This is a genomic window from Saccharopolyspora sp. NPDC002376, from assembly GCF_053593195.1.
On record NZ_JBSFBZ010000016.1, the window covers coordinates 1 to 18,187 of the forward strand.

The following is an 18,187-nucleotide window of genomic DNA, read 5'->3' on the forward strand; positions in this document are numbered from 1 at the left end:
TTGGCATACATAAAAACGGGATCCCGCAGCCAGGCGGCGCCTGAGGTTCCGCCACCCGCACCGCCACGCAAAACGAGCCTGGAAAAACCTCAATGAAATCGCGTCAGGTCGGAAGACTGGACGTCGTCAGCGAGTTCGGCGGCGGCGGGCGACCTCGGAGAGGACCACGCCGGCTGCAACCGAGGCGTTGAGGGATTCGACGCCACCGGCCATCGGGATCGAGACCGTCTGATCGCAGGTCTCGCGGACCAGGCGGGACAGACCGCGGCCCTCGGAGCCCACGACGACGACCAGCGGCCCGGTCGCCAGTTCCAGCTCGTCCGAGGTCACGTCAGCGTCGGCGTCGAGGCCAATCACCATCAGGCCCTCGCTCTTGAGGTCCTTGAGCGTGCGGGTCAGGTTGACCGCCTTGGCCACCGGCAGCTTGGCCGCCGTGCCCGCGCTGGTTCGCCAGGCCACGGCCGTGATCCCAGCGCTGCGGCGCTGCGGCACGATCACGCCGTGCGCGCCGAAGGCCGCCGCCGAGCGGATGACCGCGCCGAGGTTGCGCGGGTCGGTGACACCGTCGAGCGCCACGATCAGCGGCGGCATGCCGGAGTCGTGCGCCGCCTTCAGCACGTCCTCCGGGTGCGCGTACTTGTACTGCGGCACCTGCAGCGCGAGGCCCTGGTGCATCGCGTTGTTCGTCATCCGGTCCAGCTCGAAGCGCGGGATGTCGACCACCGAGATGCCGCGCGACTTCGCCTCGCGGACCGCTTCGTTCACCCGGTCATCGATCTCGATGCCCTGCGCGACGTACAGCCCGCTCGCGGGCACACCGGCGCGGATGCACTCCACCACCGGGTTCCGCCCGCACACCAGCTCGGGCTGCGAATCCGCGACCGCCTGGCGCTTCGCGCGCTGCTGGTCGGCCTTCGCGCGCTGGTCAGCACGCTTCTTCGCGGGGTGGCTGACGCGCTCCTCCGCCTTCGGTGTCGGGCCCTTGCCCTTCAGACCCCTGCGTCGCTGCCCGCCGGATCCGACGACCATGCCCTTCTTGTTGGTCTTGCGCATGCCGCCGCGGCGCTTGTCGTTGCCAGCCACGTGTTACCCGTCTTTCAATGTCCACATCGGACCGTCGGGGGTGTCCTCGACGGCAATCCCGCTGGCCTGCAACCGGTCGCGCAACAGGTCGGCGGTGGCGAAGTCGCGCTCCGCGCGGGCCTGCTTGCGCTGCTCCAGCATGGCCTCGATCAGGTCGCCGAGTGCGCGCTGCGCGGCATCGTCCGCGCCGGAGTCCTCGGCCCACTGCTCGGACAGCGGGTCCAGCCCGAGCACATCGGTCATCGCCCGCACCGACGCCGCAGCGCCGCGGGCCGCCTCGTCGTCACCGCGGTCCAGTGCTGCGTTGCCCTCGCGGACCACGTTGTGCACGGCCGCGATCGCCTGCGGCGTCGACAGGTCGTCGTCCATCGCCGCGGCGAACTCCGCGCACACCGCACCGTGCCCGACGGCACCGGCGCGCTGCCCGACCCGCCGCACGAACGACTCGATGCGGCGGTAGGTGGCCACCGCCTCGGCCAGCCCGACCTCGGAGAACTCGAGGGTCGACCGGTAGTGCGGGGTGACCAGGTAGTACCGCAGCTCGGCCGCCCGGGCCCGCTTCAGCACCTCCGGGATGGACAGCACGTTGCCGAGCGACTTCGACATCTTCTCGCCGCTCATCGTCACCCAGGCGTTGTGCATCCAGTACCGCGCGAAACCGTCACCGGCCGCGTTGGCCTGCGCCATCTCGTTCTCGTGGTGCGGGAAGACCAGGTCCAGCCCGCCGCCGTGGATGTCGAACTCGCTGCCCAGGTAGAAGGTGGCCATCGCCGAGCACTCCAGGTGCCAGCCCGGCCGGCCGTTGCCCCACGGCGTCGGCCAGCTCGGCTCGCCCGGCTTGGCGGCCTTCCACAGCGTGAAGTCGCGCGGGTCGCGCTTGCCGCTGGCCAGCGTCTCGCCCTGCTGCACCTCGTCGAGGCGCTGCCCGGACAGCTTGCCGTACTGGTCGGCGTAGGAGTCGACGGAGAAGTAGACGTCGCCGCCCGCGGCGTAGGCGTGGCCCTTGTCCATCAGGCGCTGGATGAGGTCGACCATTTGCGTGACGTGCCCGGTCGCGCGGGGCAGCACCGACGGCGGCAGGCAGCCGAGCTGGTCGTAGGCCCGCTCGAAGGCGCGCTCGTGCGTGGCGGCCCACTCCCACCAGGGCCGACCGGCCTCGGCCGCCTTGGTGAGGATCTTGTCGTCGATGTCGGTGACGTTGCGGACCAGGCGCGCGTCGTAGCCGTGGTGCTGCAACCATCGGCGGAGCACGTCGAAGTTCAGGCCGCTGCGGACGTGGCCGACGTGGGGGACGCCCTGCACGGTGGCACCACAGACATAGATCGACGCCACTCCGTCGCAGCGCGGGTGGAATTCGCGCGTCGTTCGGGTCGCGGTGTCATGCAGGTGCAGGCTCACAACCCCGATGGTACGGGGGTCAGTCCGCGCCCAATCACGACAGGGGCGGTCACGTCAAGGCCGTAATGACGGTCAGCGCAGCAGATCGCCAACAGCCGCCAGCAGCGCGTCCGGACGCTGCGCGGTGGGCTCCGGTTCGACGATCGCTACCTGGCAACCGACCGCCTCAGCAGCACCGTCGGCTTCCTCGCTGTCGCCGACCATCAGCGCCTCCTCCGGCGCCACACCGAGGCGTTCGCAGGCGCGCAGGAAGATCTTCGCGTCCGGCTTGATCACGCCTTCGAGGTAGGACAGCAGGAACTCGTCCACGTATCGGGCGATGTCGATCCGCTCGAAAGCGGGACGGATGTCGAAGGCGATGTTGCTGATCACGCCGATCTTCACCCCGGACTCGTGCAGCCGGCGCATCGTCTCGGCGGCGTCCGGGTACTCGGTCCAGCAATCAGGATCGATCACGCGCTTGTAGAACGCCTCGGCCTGACCGTCGTGCACGCCGGAGCTGCGCAGCACCTCCACGTAGACCTTGCGGTGCAGCTCGGGGTCGAGGTCGCGGTTGTCCCACGCGTGCTGGTACTCGGCGCCGAGCTCGACGACCTGCGTAGTCGGCGCGGTCATCCGCCGCATGATCTCGGCCTGGGTGGCCAGGTCGAACGGGGCGCCGTCGGCATCGGTGAGATCGGCGTACCAGGACGGATCTTCCTCAAGCCGGAACAGCGTGCCGGAGAAGTCGAAGAGCACCGCGCGCAGAGTCACGAGCCCCAAGGTAAGCACGCCGAACCCCCCCAGCACCGACATGCGGCCAAGCTCACCCGCCCAGCCACCCGCGTTGAATTGCCAGTTTTGCCTAAAACCTGTTTTTGAACTCGTATTGCGTGGCGGTGCGGGTAGCGGAACCTCAGACGTTCCCTGGACTGCAGGTGCCCGGAATGCCCTGGTCAGCTTTGCCTAAAACTGCCCGAGACCAGGGCACGACTCAGCACCACCGGGAACGGCGCCGAATTCCGGGAACGGTCAGCAGCGAGGGCTCTGCTGACCACGCATCGGGACGACGATGCCCGCGACGCAGATCGCCGCGCTCATCCACAACAGGACCACTGCCAGCGCCAAGCCGAGTCCGCCGCCCCCGGACCACAGCACGAACGACACTGGCCACACCACCACCGGCTGCACAACGAGCAGCCGACGCATCCACCGGTTCCGCTCGATCTCCATGCTTCGAATATCGCGCGCACCGGCCCCGACGTTAAGACCCCGGCCCCTGAATTTTCCCCGACTCTGCCAGCCCGTAACCCCAGCTACCCGCCCGTTACTCGGGCCTCGGTTCAGGCTGCGGGAAAGACGAGTGCGGTCGCGATGGCGGCGATGCCTTCGCCGCGTCCGGTAAGGCCGAGGCCGTCGGAGGTGGTGCCGGAAACCGACACCGGCGCTCCGATCGCTTCCGAAAGCACCTGCTGAGCCTCTCCGCGGCGCTTGCCAATGCGCGGCGCGTTGCCGATGACCTGCACCGTCGCATTACCGATGCGGAAACCGGCCGCTGCGACGCGGTCCCGGACCTCGGCCAGGAAGTCGACGCCGTGCGCACCGGCCCAGCGGTCGTCGTCGGTGCCGAACACGGCTCCGAGGTCGCCCAGCCCGGCCGCCGACAGCAGCGCGTCGCACAGCGCGTGCGAGGCGACGTCGCCGTCGGAGTGACCGGCGCAGCCGTCCGCGCCCTCCCAGAGCAGGCCGGCGACCCAGCAGTCGCGGCCGGATTCCACGGGGTGGACGTCGACGCCCTGTCCGACGCGGGGAAGCAGCTCGGTCACGCGAGTTCTCCAGTGTTCTGCGGCGCGCCCTCGACCAGCACCGATTCAGCGATGGCCAGGTCGAACGCCGTGGTGATCTTCAGAGCGTTCGGGTGACCGGCCACGGTCCGCACCTTGCCGCCGATCCGCTCCACGAGCCCAGCGTCGTCCGTGGCGATGTCGCCCGCGGCCGCATACGCCTCGCGCAGCACGTCGATGGCGAAACCCTGCGGGGTCTGGACCGCTCGGAGCTTGGACCGATCCACGGTCGACACGACATCACCGGCCTCGTCGACCTGCTTGATCGTGTCCGAGACCGGCAGTACCGGGATCACCGCCGGAGCACCCTCTTCGACCGCGCGCACGACGTCCTGGATCACCGAAGACGGCGTGAAGGCGCGCGCGGCGTCGTGCACCAGGACGACCCGTGCGTCCGGCGCGACCTGCTCGACGGCGTCGAGCGCGATGCGCACCGAATCAGTTCGCTCCGCTCCCCCGGGCACCACGTGCGCGGCCGGGAGCTCGGCCAATTCCGCGGCCACCAGCTCGACCTGGTCGGGCGGGGCCGCTACGACGACGTGCTGCACGCAGCCCGCGACCAACAGGCCGCGGACCGCGCGCAACAACAACGATTCACCGTTCACCGGAACCAGCGCCTTGGGCATCCCCAACCCCAAGCGCACCCCACGACCAGCCGCGGGGACCAGCGCGACAACACTCACGCTCGATCGTTTCCGATGATCAAACCGCGGTGGCGAGGACTTCGTCCAAAAGCGTTTCCGCTTTGCCCTCGTCAGTGCCCTCAGCCAGCGCGAGCTCGCTCACCAGGATCTGACGGGCCTTCGCCAGCATTCGCTTCTCGCCTGCGGACAGGCCACGATCCTTCTCGCGTCGCCAGAGGTCGCGCACCACTTCGGCCACCTTGTTCACATCGCCGGAGGCGAGCTTCTCCAGGTTGGCCTTGTACCGTCGAGACCAGTTCGTCGGCTCTTCGGTGTGCGGGGCTCGCAGCACGTCGAAGACTCGATCGAGACCTTCCTGGCCGACCACGTCCCGGACACCGACGATCTCGGCGTTGTCCGCGGGAACGCGCACGGTCAGGTCGCCCTGCGCGACCTTGAGGACGAGGTACTGCTTCTCCTCGCCCTTGATCACACGAGTCTCAATTGCTTCGATGAGCGCGGCACCGTGATGCGGGTAGACGACGGTCTCTCCGACCTTGAAAACCATGTGTCCTCTGCCCCTTTCGCTATGCCCACTTTACCACGCCGGGCAACTCGCCTTCGACGGCCCACCAGCCGTAATCGCAGGTCAAGCCATGGACTGGGGTTGACAAAGGGCACCCGAACGTGCAAGGAAGAACCTTTCGGCCCACTGAAAACGTCCACAGTGGACACCTATGTCGAGCGAATGTTCGGCGCCTCGGCGCCCCTCGATGCGTAGCTCGGCAAGACCCTGAGCCACCCCTGCGGGGGACGGGGCATTAAGCTCCACGTGGTTGTCCGGCAATCAGGAAGGACGCTGCAACCGTGAGCCGCTCTCAGCACCACAAGGCCCTCCGCCTGCGGTTGATTCCGGCCGCACTCGGGATCGGCGCCATCGTCGCCCTCGGTGGGTGCAGCGCCGGTCAGGTGACCGAGACCGACACGCAGGTCGCCGCCGTGAACGGCGGCAACGGCCAGGCCCAGCAGGTCTCCGTTCGCAATGCGATGTTCACCTTCCCGACCGCTGGCACGTCGTACCCGGCCGGTTCGTCCGCCCCGCTCGAGGTCGTGCTGGCCAACGAGGGCCCGGCCGACAAGCTCGTCGAGGTCACCAGCCCGTACACCACGGCGCCGGCCACCGTCAGTGGCATCACCGAGCTGCCGAGCTACACCGCGCTGCACGCCGTCGGCGCTTCCCCGGAGCTGACCAAGACCAGCGGTGAGCGCCGGGTCGAGATCACGCTGAACGGGTTCAAGCAGGACATCACCGCTGGTGTGACCGTCCCGGTGACCTTCGTGTTCGAGAACGCCGGCCAGGTGACCGTCCAGGTCCCGATCGGCACCGACCACTCGGCACGCCCGGACCACGGTGGCGAGCACTGACTCCAAGCTTCACCGAATCGGGCCGTCCGCTGATGCGGGCGGCCCGATTCGCATTTCCGCTAGAAGGGCGCGCGGGCGCGGCGCCTGCGTAGACGGATAGCCTCGGCCTCGTGCCGCCGAAGAACGCCAAAGCCGCTCGCCCTGCTTACCGCTGCGCCGACTGCGGCCACGAGGTCGCCAAGTGGGTCGGGCGCTGCCCGAGCTGCCAGGCGTGGGGCACCGTCGAGGAAGCCGCCCCGGCCAGACCCGCGTTGGCCAAGGTCAGCGCCGGTGCTCCGGCCACCCCGGCGCGGCCGATCGCCGAGGTCGACCTGGACTCGGCCCGCGCGGTGTCCACCGGTATCGGAGAGCTGGACCGGGTGCTCGGCGGCGGCATCGTGCCCGGCGCGGTCGTGCTGCTGGCCGGCGAGCCGGGTGTGGGCAAGTCCACACTCCTGCTGGAGGTTGCCCACCGCTGGGCCACCAACTCCGCTCGCGGCCCGTCGCTGTACGTCACGGGCGAGGAATCCGCAGGTCAGGTGCGTCTTCGCGCGGAGCGGACGGATTCGGTGCACCCGCAGCTGTTCCTCGGCGCGGAAAGCGACCTGTCCGCCGTGCTCGGGCACGTCGACGCCGTGCGGCCCGGGCTGCTGATCGTCGACTCGGTGCAGACCGTGCAGTCCCCGGATGCCGAGGGCACGCCCGGGGGCGTCACCCAGGTCCGGGCGGTCACCACCGCACTGGTGGCGCTGGCCAAGGAGCGCGGGCTGCCGGTGGTGCTGGTCGGGCACGTCACGAAGGACGGCGCGGTGGCCGGCCCGCGCGTGCTCGAGCACTTGGTCGACGTGGTGCTGCACTTCGAGGGCGACCGGCACTCGGCGCTGCGGATGCTGCGCGGCGTGAAGAACCGGTTCGGCCCCGCCGACGAGGTCGGCTGCTTCGAGCAGCGCGACGACGGCATCGCCGAGGTGCCCGACCCGTCCGGGTTGTTCATCAACCGGCAGGAGTCGGTGGTCGACGGCACCGCGGTGACCGTCATGGTCGAGGGCAAGCGGCCGCTGCTGGTGGAGGTCCAGGCGCTGCTGATGCAGACCCAGATGGCGATGCCGAGGCGGTCGGTCAGCGGGCTGGACTCGGCGCGGGTGTCGATGACGCTGGCCGTGCTGGGCAAGCACGGCAAGATCCCCACCGGCGAGTACGACGTGTTCGCCGCGACGGTCGGCGGGCAGAAGGTCAGCGAACCCGCCGCGGATCTCGCGGTGGCGATGGCGATCGCCTCCTCGCGCAAGAGCAAACCGCTGCCGCCGAACCTGGTCGTGGTCGGCGAGGTGGGCCTGGCGGGCGAGATCCGCCGGGTCAACGGGGTCGGGCGGCGGCTGGCCGAGGCCGCGCGGCTCGGCTTCGACCGTGCCCTGGTGCCCCCGGACTCGGGTCCGCTGCCCAAGGGCGTGCGGGCCACGGTCGTGTCGAACATCGGCGACGCGCTCAAGATCGTGAGGTGACGATGAGCCACGAGGCGCTGCGCGCCACGCTGGCCCGGCTAGCTCCCGGCACCGACCTGCGCGACGGCCTGGAGCGCATCCTGCGCGGCCGCACGGGCGGGCTGATCGTGCTCGGCTACGACCCGGCCGTGGAAGCGCTCTGCGACGGCGGTTTCCACCTGGACATCGAGTTCAGCGCCACCCGGCTGCGCGAACTGTCCAAAATGGACGGCGCGGTGGTGCTGTCCACCGACGCGCGGCGGATCATGCGCGCGAACGTGCACCTGGTACCCGACGCGAGCACGCCCACCGACGAGTCCGGCACCCGCCACCGCACGGCGGAGCGCACCGCGATCCAGACCGGCTACCCGGCGGTGTCGGTCAGCCAGTCGATGAGCATCATCAGCGTCTACACGCAGGGCCACCGGCACGTGCTGATCGGATCGCCGGAGATCCTGTCCCGCGCCAACCAGGCCCTGTCCACGCTGGAGCGCTACACCGCGCGCCTGGCCGAGGTCGCGCAGGCGCTGTCGGCGCTGGAGATCGAGGACTACGTGACGCTTCGGGACGCGATGACCGTCGTGCAGCGCATGGAGATGGTGCGGCGGATCGCCGACGAGATCGAGGGCGACGTGGTCGAGCTCGGCGGCGACGGTCGGTTGATCGAGCTGCAGCTCGACGAGCTGGTCGGCCCGCTGCGCGATGCCCGCACCAAGCACGGCACGCGCGACGGCGTCGATCTGGACCGCGAGCTGATCGTGCACGAGTACCTGCCGACCAGCGGTGCGATGCCGACGTCGGAGCAGGTGAAGAGGGCTCTGCGCAAGCTCGCTGCGACCGAGCTGCTGGACCTGACGGCGATCGCCGGGGCCTTCGGATATCCGGACACGCCGGAAGCGCTGGACCAGCATCTGAGCCCGCGCGGCTACCGCCTCCTGGCCAGGATTCCTCGCTTGCCCGCAACGGCTCGCCACCAGCTGGTGGGGCACTTCGGATCTCTGCAACGACTTCTCGCCGCGACGGTGGAGGAACTTCGCGAGGTGTGCGGCGTCAGCGACGCGCAAGCTCGCATGGCGCGCGAAGGTCTCTCCCGCCTGGCCGAATCGTCCATTGTGGATCCGTTCGCCTGACGCTCCTGAATTTCCCTGAAGTTGGGAACTCCCGAGACTCAGGGAGTCAGACGGAACTCGGCCGGGGCGCTGTTGAGGGACGCGAGCTTGGCCACCACCTGGTACTGACCCTCCGGCGCCTTGGGCTGATCGGGGGCGCAGTCCTGGGTGGACGTCAGGCCGGACCACTCGACGTCGTTGCGGACCGACTGGCCTGGCTGGAGCAGCGGCTGCTCGTTGGTCGACTCGGCGTAGCAGTCGTTGCTGGACCACACGTGCTTGCCGGCCTGGGAGGTCACGGTCAGCTCGCGCAGCGTGCGGTTGGTGTCGCGCACGCACGGCCGGTCGCCCGCGTTGGTGATCACGATGCTCATCGGGACCCGGTCGCCGGCCTTGAACTCCGGACGGGGCAGTTCCGCGACCACCCGGATCGCGTCGTCCGGGCACTGCGGCGGCGGTTCGTCCGCGGCTATCGCGACCGGCGGCGGTGCCGCCTGCGGCCGGGGTTCCGAACCGCCCAGGAGCGCTATCGCTCCCCAGACGAGCAGGACGAACGCGAGCAGGGCAGCGGCGATCGCCACCGCGCGGCGACGCCAGTACACCGCAGGCGACAACGGCCCGTTCGGATCAAGCACAGACCGACAGTAGCGCGATGACTACTCCAAACAGTCCTATCGTCGATCGCCCAATAAGGTGCAGCTCGTCAAATCTTCCCTTCCAACGTCGTCACCCGGCCGAGTGAGAGCGTGGTTGGCTGGGCGTGGCTTTTCACCGGATCCGGGGGCCTGGCAGGATCGGCCGTGCCATGAAGACCTCCGCCGCGAACCCCGTTGCCCCGCCGCTGAACCCGATCGAGCTGATCGACTGGTTCGCCGCCACCGCCCGACCGCTGCCGTGGCGCGCTCCCGGCATCACGGGATGGGGCGTGCTGGTCAGCGAGACGATGCTGCAGCAGACGCCGGTCAACCGGGTCCAGCCGATCTGGGAGGAGTGGATGCGCCGCTGGCCGCTCCCCTCCGACCTGGCCGCCGAACCGCAGGGCGAGGTCGTGCGCGCCTGGGGCAAGCTGGGCTACCCGCGCCGTGCGCTGCGCCTGCACGAAGCCGCCGGGATCATCGCGGTCGAGCACGGCGACGTCGTGCCCTCGGACGTCGACACCCTGCTGGCCCTGCCGGGCATCGGCGCCTACACCGCGCGTGCGGTGGCGGCCTTCGCCTACGGCAAGCGCGCTCCGGTGGTCGACACGAACGTCCGGCGCGTGGTGGCGCGAGCCGTGCACGGCGCCGGTGACGCGGGCCCTCCGTCGACCAAGCGCGATCTCGACGACGTCGACGCCCTCCTCCCCGACGATGATGCGTCCGCTGCACAGCTCTCCGCGGCTCTGATGGAGCTCGGACAGGTGGTGTGCACGGTGCGCTCGCCGCTGTGCGAGTCGTGCCCGATCGCGCACGACTGCGCCTGGCAGCACGCCGGGCGGCCGGCCTACGCGGGCCCGCCGAAGAAGGTGCAGAAGTTCGCGGGCACCGACCGCCAGGTGCGCGGCAAGCTGCTCGACGTGCTGCGCGGATCGACTGGTCCGGTGCAGCGCGAGCAGCTGGACGCGGTGTGGTCGGACGCCGGGCAGCGCGACCGCTGCCTGGACTCGCTGCTGGTGGACGGGCTCGTCGAGCAGACCGACGACGGCCGCTTCGCGCTGCCGGGAGAGCACTGATGGCGCACGCGCTGGTGTTCTTCTTCGACGACAGCACGGAGTCGGAGATCCGCGGCCTGTGGCAGCGGCTGGACGCCGCGGGCGTGCCGAGCCCGAACGGCAAGCACCGCCCGCACGTGACACTGGCGGCAGCCGGAAGCATCCCGCCCGCCGCGCGCAAGGCGGTCCGCGCGGAACTGGACCTGCTGTCCATCCCGGACCTCTGGCTGCACACCCTCGGCACGTTCCCCGGCGAGGACCGGACGCTGCTGCTGGGTGCGGTGGTGGACGCCGAGCTGCTCGCGGTGCACTCCGCGGTCCACGACGCCCTGGCCGGCCGGGTCCAGAACCCCTCGGCCTACTACTTCCCGGGCGGCTGGATCCCGCACTGCACCCTCGCCCAGGGCCTCACCGAAGACCAACTCGCCACGGGCTTCCGCACCCTGCAACCTCCGGAGGCGGTGCGCGCCGCGATCAGCGAAGTCGCCATCGTCGACACCCGCACCGGAGACACCGAAACCGTCCTCACCCGCTGACCCCGGAACCACAGTTTCAATTGAAACTGCAAAACCCACCCACGACGGGTCACAGTTTCAATTGAAACTGTGACCCGTCGGCGTGTCGGGATCACGACATGCCGACACCTGCGGACAGGTCGTACTGACTGTGGAGGACTTCCGCGGGGAATCGCACGTCTGAGTTCCATTGAAATCGCGTGTCCGCCTGGGAGCGGCGGAGATCTGGTCCATAGTGGACATCGTTGCCGATCACGAGTTGCCGAGTGGTGGGCGAGGCGCCATTTTTGTGATCAGCAGTCCGCGCACGGCAGGAGGACGCATGAATGTCGACGGCGTGAGCATCCTCGGCCGCGGGATCGCCGCCAAGGGGCCGAAAGGCGTCGTGTTCGCCAACCTCGACCTCGAGGTCTCCTCCGGATCCCTCGCCGTGGTCGCCGGTCCCGGAGGAACCGGACGGACCTCGTTGCTGCTCGCGCTGTCCGGTCGTCTCCCCCTGATCACCGGGTACCTCGACGTCTCCGGACACGTGCTGCCCGCGCAGGCCAAAGCGGTGCGGCAGCTGATCCGCCCGGCACGGCTGCGGCCGGGCTACGAGCTCGAGGAGCAGCACCGGGTGCGCGAGGCGATCCGGGAGCGCCATCTGATCAGCGGTGCGCCCAACCGCGACATCGACGCCGCGCTCTCCCTCGTCGGACTCGCCCCCGATCGATCCGCGCTGGTCGGCGAACTGCACGCCGCCGATCAGCTACTGCTCGCGATCGCGCTCACGATCGCGTCCTTGCCCGCCGGGATCCTCGTCGACGACGTCGACGTCGGTCTGCCGATGGCGTCGCGGGCGCAGGTGTGGGCCGCGCTGCACGAGGTGACGCAGACCGGGATGACCGTGCTGGCCAGCGCCACCGACGCACCGTCCGGGGACGTCGAGGTGATCCACCTCCCCGCGCTCGAGCTGGAGGAATTGCCCACCGATATTTTCGACCTGCTGGAGGAGGACACGCCGTGAAAGCGTTCAACCTGGCCTGGCTGGAGCTGCGGCGCTTCCGCGGACCGCTGCGCCGCCTGGTTCCGCTGGTGCTGGTGCTGGTCCCCCTGCTGTACGGCTCGCTGTACCTGTGGTCGAACTGGGATCCCTATGGCAAGTTGGGGCGGGTCCCGGTCGCGGTGGTGAACTCCGACCAGCCGGTGGACAGCCGCGGCGAGCGCATCAACGCCGGTGAGCAGTTCGTCCAGCAGATCAAGGCGACCGACACCTTCGACTGGCACTTCGTGGACTCCGCCGACGCCCGGCGCGGCCTGGTGGAGGGCACCTACTACTTCACCATCGAGGTGCCTGCGGACTTCAGCGCCAAGCTGGCCACCGCCGCGGACCGCAACCCGCAGCGGGCCAGGCTCAACATCGTCAAGAACGACGCGAACGGCTTCATCGTCGGGATCATGGCCGACACGGTGAAGACCGAGCTGCAGAACCAGATCAACGCCGCCGCGCACACCACCTACGCCCGCACGCTCTACGGCGAGCTGGATCAGGCGCGGGAGAAGCTGCAGCTGGCGTCGGAGGCGTCCAAGCAGCTGGTCGAGGGCACCGAGCTGAGCAAGCAGGGCACGGACGCGCTGACCACCGGCCTCGGCGGCGTGCGGGACGGGACCGGCGAGATCGCGCGCGGTGTGCAGAGCATCGCGGACGCCAGCGCCCAGCTGGACCAGCAGCTCAACGCCGTCACCGACTTCACCGCCGAGCAGCTGCCCGGAACGGTGAACGCGCTGGTCAAAGCGAGCAACACCGCGGTCAGCAGCCTGAGCGCGATCAAGACCACCACTGGGTTCCTCAGGCAGCGGGCCAGCGAGGGGCGCGCGGCCGTCGAGGAACTCGGCCAGCGGCACCCCGACCTCTCGCAGGACCCCGTCTACCAGCGCGCATTGGACACCTCCCGCAAAATCGCCGACTCCGCGTCCACTGCCGACGGCGATGCGAAGAAGGCGCTGACGACCGCGCAGGACGCCAATCAGCAGGCGCTCGAGCTGCAGAACAACCTCGGCCCACTGCAGAGCAAGGTCCGCGCGATCACCGCACCGGCCGACACGCTGCGCGCGGGCACGTCGGAGCTGTCCGGTGGCACCAACGGCGTCACCAACGGGCTGAACACACTGGTCGCGAGCAGCGGCGTGCTGCGCACCGGCGCCGGGCAGCTCAACGACGGCGCCAAGTCCTTGCAGGGGCTGGTCGACGACACACTGGGCAAGATCCCGCCGACCAACCCGACCGAGGTCGCTCAGGCCGCCGACGTGCTGGGTTCGCCGACCGAGATCCACGACGAGAACATCAACCCGGCGCACGTCTACGGGCGCGGGCTGGCGCCGTTCTTCTTCGCGATCGCGCTGTGGGTGTTCGGCCTGTTCGCGTACCTGCTGCTCAAGCCGGTGAACCAGCGGGCAATGGCGGACCGGGTGAACGCGTGGACGATCGCGCTGGCCGGGTTCCTGCCCGCCGCCGGGTTGGGCGTGATCGGCGGGTTCGTGCTGTACGCAGTGGTCGACTTCGGGCTCGGGCTGGATCCGGTGCACCTGGGGTGGACGCTCGGGCTGATCTCATTGGCCGCGCTCGCGTTCGTGGCGATCGACCACTTCCTGCGCACCTCGCTGGGCGCGGTCGGCAACCTGCTGTCGCTGGTGCTGCTGATCATCCAGCTCACCGCCTCCGGCGGCCTGTACCCGATGGAGACCGCGCCGGTGCCGTTCCAGGCGGTGCACCCGTTCCTGCCGATGAGCTACCTGGTCGACGGGCTGCGCGTGACGATCTCAGGCGGCGAGATGCAGAACCTGCTGAAGGACGCCGTGGTGCTCGGCGGATTCCTGGTGATCTTCCTGCTCCTGACCACCCTGGTCGTCCAACGCCAACGCACCTGGTCGGTGGCCCGCCTGCACCCCCAGATCGAGCTGTAGCGCGAGGTCGCCGATCACCCTGTTGGGCTCGTAGGCTGGCTACATGGCTGTTGTGAAGATCAATGCGATCGAGGTTCCCGAAGGTGCTGGTCCGGAGCTGGAGAAGCGGTTCGCTTCTCGGCACGGTTCGGTGGACAGCGCTCCGGGCTTCCTCGGGTTCGAGCTGCTGCGTCCGGTGAAGGGCGACAACCGCTACTTCGTCTACACGAAGTGGGAATCCGAGGAGGCGTTCCAGGCTTGGGCGTCGGGCCCGGCGAAGGCCGCGCACGCCGGCGAGGCGAAGAACCCGGTCGCCTCCGGCTCCAGCCTGCTGGAGTTCGAGCTGGTCCAGGAGTCCTACCCGGAGAAGTGACCAGCTGTGAGTCCTTTGGGCCGCTGGAGCAGCCCAAAGGACTCACGGGCTCAATTGACGACGAGGGTCGCGAGGATCGCGCGGTGGTCGGCGCCGCTCACCGGGAAGACGTCGAAGGACTGCGGAGCGATCTCCGGCGTGGTGAGGACGTGGTCGATCGCCACCGGCGGCGGGAACCAGCCCGCCGGCCAGGTGGCGTGCAGGCCCGAGCCGGTGGCCGCAGCGGCGTCGGTGTAGCCACGGCCGATCAGGTCGCCGAGCCGGACGTGGTCGAGCGTCGCGTTGAAGTCGCCCGCGAGCACGCGGGGCGTGCCGGTCAGCTGCAGCTGGCCCAGGTCGATCAGCTCCCGCCGCCACACGTCGTAGGTGTCGCGCCCCATCGGGTACAGCGGGTGCACCGAGACGATCTCGACCGGCGGGCTGCCCGGCCGTTGCAGCAGCGCCGTCGGCTGGGCGAGCGTCGACTTCGGCAGCAGGTCCAGTTCGCGCAGCGGGTAGCGCGCAGCGATCCCGGAACCGTCCGCCATCGGGCCCGCGTGGAACACCCGGTGCGGCAGTTCCTCTGCCAGCCCCGCGGCGTCGAGCCGGTCGACCAGCTCCGGGGTGAGTTCCTGCATGCTGAGCACGTCGACCTCGTGCTGCCGCACCAGATCCACGATCGCCGCCGCGTCCGCCTGACCGAAGTAGGCGTTGATCGACAGCACGCGCAGCGCAACGCCGCCCTGCGCCGGCGTCGCACTCGAAATGGCCCGCGGCACGACGGAGAACGCCAGCATCACCGTCACCAGACCGACGATCAGCAGCGTCAACCAGCGGCGCAGCAGGAGCGCGAACAGCGCGATCACCGCGCCGGTCAGCAGCGCGTACGGGGTCAGCGCCACCAGCGCCACGGTGTAGCGGTCGAACTCCATCCCGGCCAGCGGCAGCGCTGCCCAGGCGAGGAATCCGAGGCTTGCCAGGGCCAGCAGCGCGGTGATCACCCCGCCACCGGGCTTGCGCCGTTCCAGCTGCTCTTCTTCCAGCTCGGCCGAAGTCCGGGTCACTGAGACCTCCTGTCGTTCAACTCGCCAAGCCTGTCAGCGAACCGTGCGCGCCCCGTCCGCACCCCCGTGGACGTTCGGATCCGCAAGCCCTCGAGGAGGTTCCCTGTTCTCGGAAGTTGTGGGAGAGCTCTTCCCAGTCGAGATGGGCGGGCTCAGCGTCCGTTCCGGCGCAGCACGGAGATGGCGCGGACGGTGGTGCATCCGCGCCATTCCAGGGACGCGGCGTCCGAATAGCTGGTGAAGTCCACCGCCCACCCGCCGTCCGGGAGCTGGCCCCGCTCCAGTCGGTCGAGGTCCGCGGACACTGCTTCGGGGTCGAGCAGGGCGCGGACCGGGCGCCCGGGTTCGGGCGCGTAGTCGAGGAGGTGGAGGGTCTCGCCCTCCGCTCCGCCGACGACGGCAACCGCCCCGTCATCCGGGACGAACTGCCCGAGGTGGTCGAGCAGCTCGCGCGCCTCCTGGTGGGTGTCGGAGGCGATGTCGAGGAGCTGGAGCGCGAAGGAGAGGACGTAGGCGAAGGGGGCTTCCTCGATCCGCCGGATCGCGTCGAAGCAGTACCGCGTCGCCGTCTCCAGCCACGGGTGATCGCGGACGGACTCGTCCCAGTGCGCGACACGGTGTGCCTGCGCCACCACGGCGGCGGTGATCTGCAGCGACGACTCCGCTGGGTCCGCCTGGGCCCAGAACGGGGCGCACGCTGCGGGGTCGCTGATCGGTAGCGCGAAGGGCAGGCCACCGTCGGAGAGCGTCACCGCGTTCAGCCAGTCGAGGAGCGCCGTGGCGTGCGGGGATTCTGCTTCAGCATCCGCGAGCGCTTCGAACGCGTGCAGCGCACCTCCGGGCTGGCTCTCCGGCGCGCGGAGGTCCGGTTCGAGCCCCCATCCGTAGCCGCCGTCGGGATTCCGGTAGGCGTCGAGCCCGCCGATGATCGCCTGGCGAGCGGCATCGCCGCTGGTGGTCACGGCTTCGAAGCGCCGCCGGTCGAGAACTCTCGCGTGCGAGGTCATGAACGTCCTCGCCCGGCCCAGATCGATGGTCATGCGAGAACCCTGCTACCTGCCGGCCTGGTCCGGCTTGGACGAATCGGCCACGGCTACGCGATGCGGGTGAGCGCGGCGGGGGTCTGCCCTGCGAGCCGCTTGGCCTCGCGGTTGAAGTGGGCCTGATCGACGTAGCCCGCGGTCGCGGCGGCCTCGCTCAGCGGCAGCCCCGATCGCGCCAGGTGGAGTGCGCGCTGGAAGCGGTGGATCTGCACGAGCGACTTGGGGCCGTAGCCGAAGAGCCGGTTGCTGAGCCTGCGCAACGACCGTTCTGGGAGGCCGTGGAGCTCCGCCGTCTCCCGCACGCTCAAGCCGTCGCGAGCTGCGCGGTCCAGCGAGGCCGCGACGCGCAGGACGGAGCGATCGGGAACAGCCCTCGTCCACATGTCGACGAAGACCTGCTCGAGCGCATCGCCCGGGTCGGCCTCGAAGGACCAGGCGCGGTTCTCGGGGAGGGTGACGAGTTCGGACAGCTCGACCCGCTGGTCGGTCAGCTCGTGAACGGGCACGCCCAGCAGCGCGTGCGCCACGCCCGGGGCGAGCCGGAGACCCCACGTCACCTCGTCCGGCCGAGTCTCCACGACCGTCGCCCGGGTGTCGGCTCCCGCCACGACGAGGCGGTGCCGGAACCACATCAAGTCCAGCACGCCGTCGGGGACGACGTGCTGCCGCGGGCCGTCCGGCCGCACGCGCCAGATCGTCACGCCGGTTCGGGTGCCGCGCCGTGCCGCGTAGCTCGCCACGTCGGTCCACCTCCATCCCGCGTGGCCATCGTAGAACCGCGGTGAGGACGGCGCGGACTCCCGAAGCAGCCGACTCAGCGGTGTCGCAGATCACCGCCCGTGTGGTCGGAGTACGCCGAATGGCTGGAATCATGGAGCGAAGCAGACATATTGCCGATCACCGTTCCGCTATTGCCACGCCCCCGACACGGAGCCGCTCGAATGGATCTGACGACGCTAGCCGCCACCTCCGCCGAACCGACCGGCTTCACCGCCTGGGTGATCTCCGTGATGGAAGTGCTCGGCGGCCCCGGCGCCGGGGCCATCGTCGCGCTGGAGAACCTGTTCCCGCCGATCCCGTCCGAGGTGATCCTCCCGCTGGCCGGGTTCACCGCCAGCCAGGGCGACATGACGATCTTCAGCGCGGTCCTGTGGACCACGCTCGGCTCCCTGATCGGCGCCCTCGCGCTCTACGGCATCGGCGCCACGCTGGGCCGCGACCGCACCCGCGCCATCGCGGCGAAGCTCCCGCTGGTCAAGATCTCCGACATCGACAAGACCGAAGCGTGGTTCGCCAAGCACGGCGTCAAGGCGGTGTTCTTCGGCCGCATGATCCCGCTGTTCCGCAGCTTCATCTCGCTACCGGCCGGCGTCGAACGCATGCGCCTGAGCACGTTCGCCCTGTTCACCACCCTCGGCAGCCTGATCTGGAACACGATCTTCGTCACCGCGGGTTATCTCCTGGGCGAGAGCTGGTACCTCGTCGAGGAGTACGCCGGAATCTTCTCCAAGACAGTCCTGGTCCTGGCAGTCCTCGCGGTAATCGCCTTCGTGGCGATCCGAATCCGCAACAACCGCCGCACTCCCGAAGCACAGCCGGACCAGGCCCCGACGGTCCAGTTCGCCCGAGTCTCCGCGGACGCTCCCACAGACGAGATCCGCCGCCTCCGCTGAATCCGGG

General features: G+C 69.7%; 20 protein-coding genes. 9 read left to right on the forward strand and 11 right to left on the reverse strand.

All coding sequences use genetic code 11. The annotated features are described in order from the left end of the window. Positions 1-126 precede the first annotated feature (126 nt). The 7 genes from rlmB to ACWCO2_RS13360 all read right to left on the reverse strand — a co-directional run bounded on the left by rlmB (position 127) and on the right by ACWCO2_RS13360 (position 5,495). Positions 127-1,083, reverse strand: a complete 957-nt coding sequence (gene rlmB, locus ACWCO2_RS13330) for a 23S rRNA (guanosine(2251)-2'-O)-methyltransferase RlmB (protein WP_450128002.1) — start codon at positions 1,081-1,083, stop codon at positions 127-129. Positions 1,084-1,086: 3 nt separating this feature from the next. Then, positions 1,087-2,481 (reverse strand): cysteine--tRNA ligase, encoded by a 1,395-nt coding sequence (gene cysS, locus ACWCO2_RS13335; RefSeq protein WP_450128003.1) that lies wholly within the window; start codon positions 2,479-2,481, stop codon positions 1,087-1,089. A gap of 72 nt (positions 2,482-2,553) precedes the next feature. After that, on the reverse strand, positions 2,554-3,234 hold the full coding sequence (locus ACWCO2_RS13340; RefSeq protein WP_450128004.1) for an HAD family hydrolase: 681 nt from the start codon (positions 3,232-3,234) through the stop codon (positions 2,554-2,556). A gap of 258 nt (positions 3,235-3,492) precedes the next feature. Further along, positions 3,493-3,693: a hypothetical protein gene (locus ACWCO2_RS13345; protein ID WP_450128005.1), complete on the reverse strand. Its 201-nt coding sequence runs from the start codon at positions 3,691-3,693 to the stop codon at positions 3,493-3,495. A gap of 110 nt (positions 3,694-3,803) precedes the next feature. Further along, a complete protein-coding gene (gene ispF, locus ACWCO2_RS13350; protein WP_450128006.1) occupies positions 3,804-4,286 on the reverse strand; it encodes a 2-C-methyl-D-erythritol 2,4-cyclodiphosphate synthase in 483 nt (160 codons plus the stop codon). Continuing rightward, positions 4,283-4,987: a 2-C-methyl-D-erythritol 4-phosphate cytidylyltransferase gene (gene ispD, locus ACWCO2_RS13355; RefSeq protein ID WP_450128007.1), complete on the reverse strand. Its 705-nt coding sequence runs from the start codon at positions 4,985-4,987 to the stop codon at positions 4,283-4,285. The genes ispF and ispD overlap by 4 nt, the downstream gene beginning before the upstream one ends. A gap of 19 nt (positions 4,988-5,006) precedes the next feature. Further along, positions 5,007-5,495 (reverse strand): CarD family transcriptional regulator, encoded by a 489-nt coding sequence (locus tag ACWCO2_RS13360; protein WP_009947449.1) that lies wholly within the window; start codon positions 5,493-5,495, stop codon positions 5,007-5,009. Positions 5,496-5,794: 299 nt separating this feature from the next. Here ACWCO2_RS13360 and ACWCO2_RS13365 point away from each other — a divergent pair, with 299 nt between their 5' ends. The 3 genes from ACWCO2_RS13365 to disA all read left to right on the forward strand — a co-directional run bounded on the left by ACWCO2_RS13365 (position 5,795) and on the right by disA (position 8,942). Further along, complete coding sequence (locus ACWCO2_RS13365) at positions 5,795-6,352, forward strand: hypothetical protein (RefSeq protein ID WP_450128008.1); 558 nt, start codon at positions 5,795-5,797, stop codon at positions 6,350-6,352. 110 nt (positions 6,353-6,462) lie between these two features. Further along, positions 6,463-7,833 (forward strand): DNA repair protein RadA, encoded by a 1,371-nt coding sequence (gene radA / locus ACWCO2_RS13370; protein ID WP_450128009.1) that lies wholly within the window; start codon positions 6,463-6,465, stop codon positions 7,831-7,833. A gap of 2 nt (positions 7,834-7,835) precedes the next feature. After that, positions 7,836-8,942, forward strand: a complete 1,107-nt coding sequence (disA, locus tag ACWCO2_RS13375; RefSeq protein ID WP_450128107.1) for a DNA integrity scanning diadenylate cyclase DisA — start codon at positions 7,836-7,838, stop codon at positions 8,940-8,942. A 38-nt stretch (positions 8,943-8,980) separates the two neighbouring features. On the opposite strand, the gene ACWCO2_RS13380 is transcribed toward disA, so the two are convergent. Further along, entirely contained in the window at positions 8,981-9,556 is a 576-nt protein-coding gene (locus ACWCO2_RS13380) for a hypothetical protein (protein ID WP_450128010.1), read from the reverse strand. A gap of 170 nt (positions 9,557-9,726) precedes the next feature. On the opposite strand from ACWCO2_RS13380, the gene ACWCO2_RS13385 reads away from it, so the two are divergent. The 5 genes from ACWCO2_RS13385 to ACWCO2_RS13405 all read left to right on the forward strand — a co-directional run bounded on the left by ACWCO2_RS13385 (position 9,727) and on the right by ACWCO2_RS13405 (position 14,421). Continuing rightward, positions 9,727-10,632 (forward strand): A/G-specific adenine glycosylase, encoded by a 906-nt coding sequence (locus ACWCO2_RS13385; RefSeq protein WP_450128011.1) that lies wholly within the window; start codon positions 9,727-9,729, stop codon positions 10,630-10,632. Next, on the forward strand, positions 10,632-11,147 hold the full coding sequence (locus ACWCO2_RS13390; protein WP_450128012.1) for a 2'-5' RNA ligase family protein: 516 nt from the start codon (positions 10,632-10,634) through the stop codon (positions 11,145-11,147). Before ACWCO2_RS13385 ends, ACWCO2_RS13390 begins: the two co-directional genes overlap by 1 nt. 301 nt (positions 11,148-11,448) lie before the next feature. Then, a complete protein-coding gene (locus ACWCO2_RS13395; protein WP_450128013.1) occupies positions 11,449-12,132 on the forward strand; it encodes an ATP-binding cassette domain-containing protein in 684 nt (227 codons plus the stop codon). Then, positions 12,129-14,069, forward strand: a complete 1,941-nt coding sequence (locus tag ACWCO2_RS13400) for a YhgE/Pip family protein (RefSeq protein WP_450128014.1) — start codon at positions 12,129-12,131, stop codon at positions 14,067-14,069. Before ACWCO2_RS13395 ends, ACWCO2_RS13400 begins: the two co-directional genes overlap by 4 nt. Positions 14,070-14,112: 43 nt before the next feature. Then, a complete protein-coding gene (locus ACWCO2_RS13405; protein ID WP_093156509.1) occupies positions 14,113-14,421 on the forward strand; it encodes an antibiotic biosynthesis monooxygenase family protein in 309 nt (102 codons plus the stop codon). 50 nt (positions 14,422-14,471) lie between these two features. Here ACWCO2_RS13405 and ACWCO2_RS13410 read toward each other — a convergent pair whose 3' ends face one another. From ACWCO2_RS13410 to ACWCO2_RS13420, 3 genes are all read right to left on the reverse strand, one after another. Then, positions 14,472-15,464, reverse strand: a complete 993-nt coding sequence (locus tag ACWCO2_RS13410; RefSeq protein WP_450128015.1) for an endonuclease/exonuclease/phosphatase family protein — start codon at positions 15,462-15,464, stop codon at positions 14,472-14,474. A gap of 152 nt (positions 15,465-15,616) precedes the next feature. Further along, positions 15,617-16,504, reverse strand: coding sequence for a hypothetical protein (locus tag ACWCO2_RS13415; protein WP_450128016.1), 888 nt, complete (start codon positions 16,502-16,504; stop codon positions 15,617-15,619). Positions 16,505-16,557: 53 nt separating this feature from the next. Continuing rightward, entirely contained in the window at positions 16,558-17,247 is a 690-nt protein-coding gene (locus tag ACWCO2_RS13420) for a helix-turn-helix domain-containing protein (RefSeq protein ID WP_450128017.1), read from the reverse strand. A gap of 201 nt (positions 17,248-17,448) precedes the next feature. Between ACWCO2_RS13420 and ACWCO2_RS13425 the strand changes: the two genes are divergently transcribed. Further along, positions 17,449-18,180: a DedA family protein gene (locus tag ACWCO2_RS13425; RefSeq protein ID WP_450128018.1), complete on the forward strand. Its 732-nt coding sequence runs from the start codon at positions 17,449-17,451 to the stop codon at positions 18,178-18,180. Positions 18,181-18,187 lie beyond the last annotated feature (7 nt).

Excerpts from the sequence above, each read along its gene's own strand:
- ACWCO2_RS13345 (WP_450128005.1), bottom strand. The coding sequence starts at position 3,693 with ATGGAGATCGAGCGGAACCGGTGGATGCGTCGGCTGCTCGTTGTGCAG.
- ACWCO2_RS13360 (WP_009947449.1), bottom strand. The coding sequence starts at position 5,495 with ATGGTTTTCAAGGTCGGAGAGACCGTCGTCTACCCGCATCACGGTGCC.
- disA (WP_450128107.1), top strand. The coding sequence starts at position 7,836 with ATGAGCCACGAGGCGCTGCGCGCCACGCTGGCCCGGCTAGCTCCCGGC.
- ACWCO2_RS13385 (WP_450128011.1), top strand. The coding sequence starts at position 9,727 with ATGAAGACCTCCGCCGCGAACCCCGTTGCCCCGCCGCTGAACCCGATC.
- ACWCO2_RS13390 (WP_450128012.1), top strand. The coding sequence starts at position 10,632 with ATGGCGCACGCGCTGGTGTTCTTCTTCGACGACAGCACGGAGTCGGAG.
- ACWCO2_RS13395 (WP_450128013.1), top strand. The coding sequence starts at position 11,449 with ATGAATGTCGACGGCGTGAGCATCCTCGGCCGCGGGATCGCCGCCAAG.
- ACWCO2_RS13405 (WP_093156509.1), top strand. The coding sequence starts at position 14,113 with ATGGCTGTTGTGAAGATCAATGCGATCGAGGTTCCCGAAGGTGCTGGT.
- ACWCO2_RS13415 (WP_450128016.1), bottom strand. The coding sequence starts at position 16,504 with ATGACCATCGATCTGGGCCGGGCGAGGACGTTCATGACCTCGCACGCG.
- ACWCO2_RS13425 (WP_450128018.1), top strand. The coding sequence starts at position 17,449 with ATGGATCTGACGACGCTAGCCGCCACCTCCGCCGAACCGACCGGCTTC.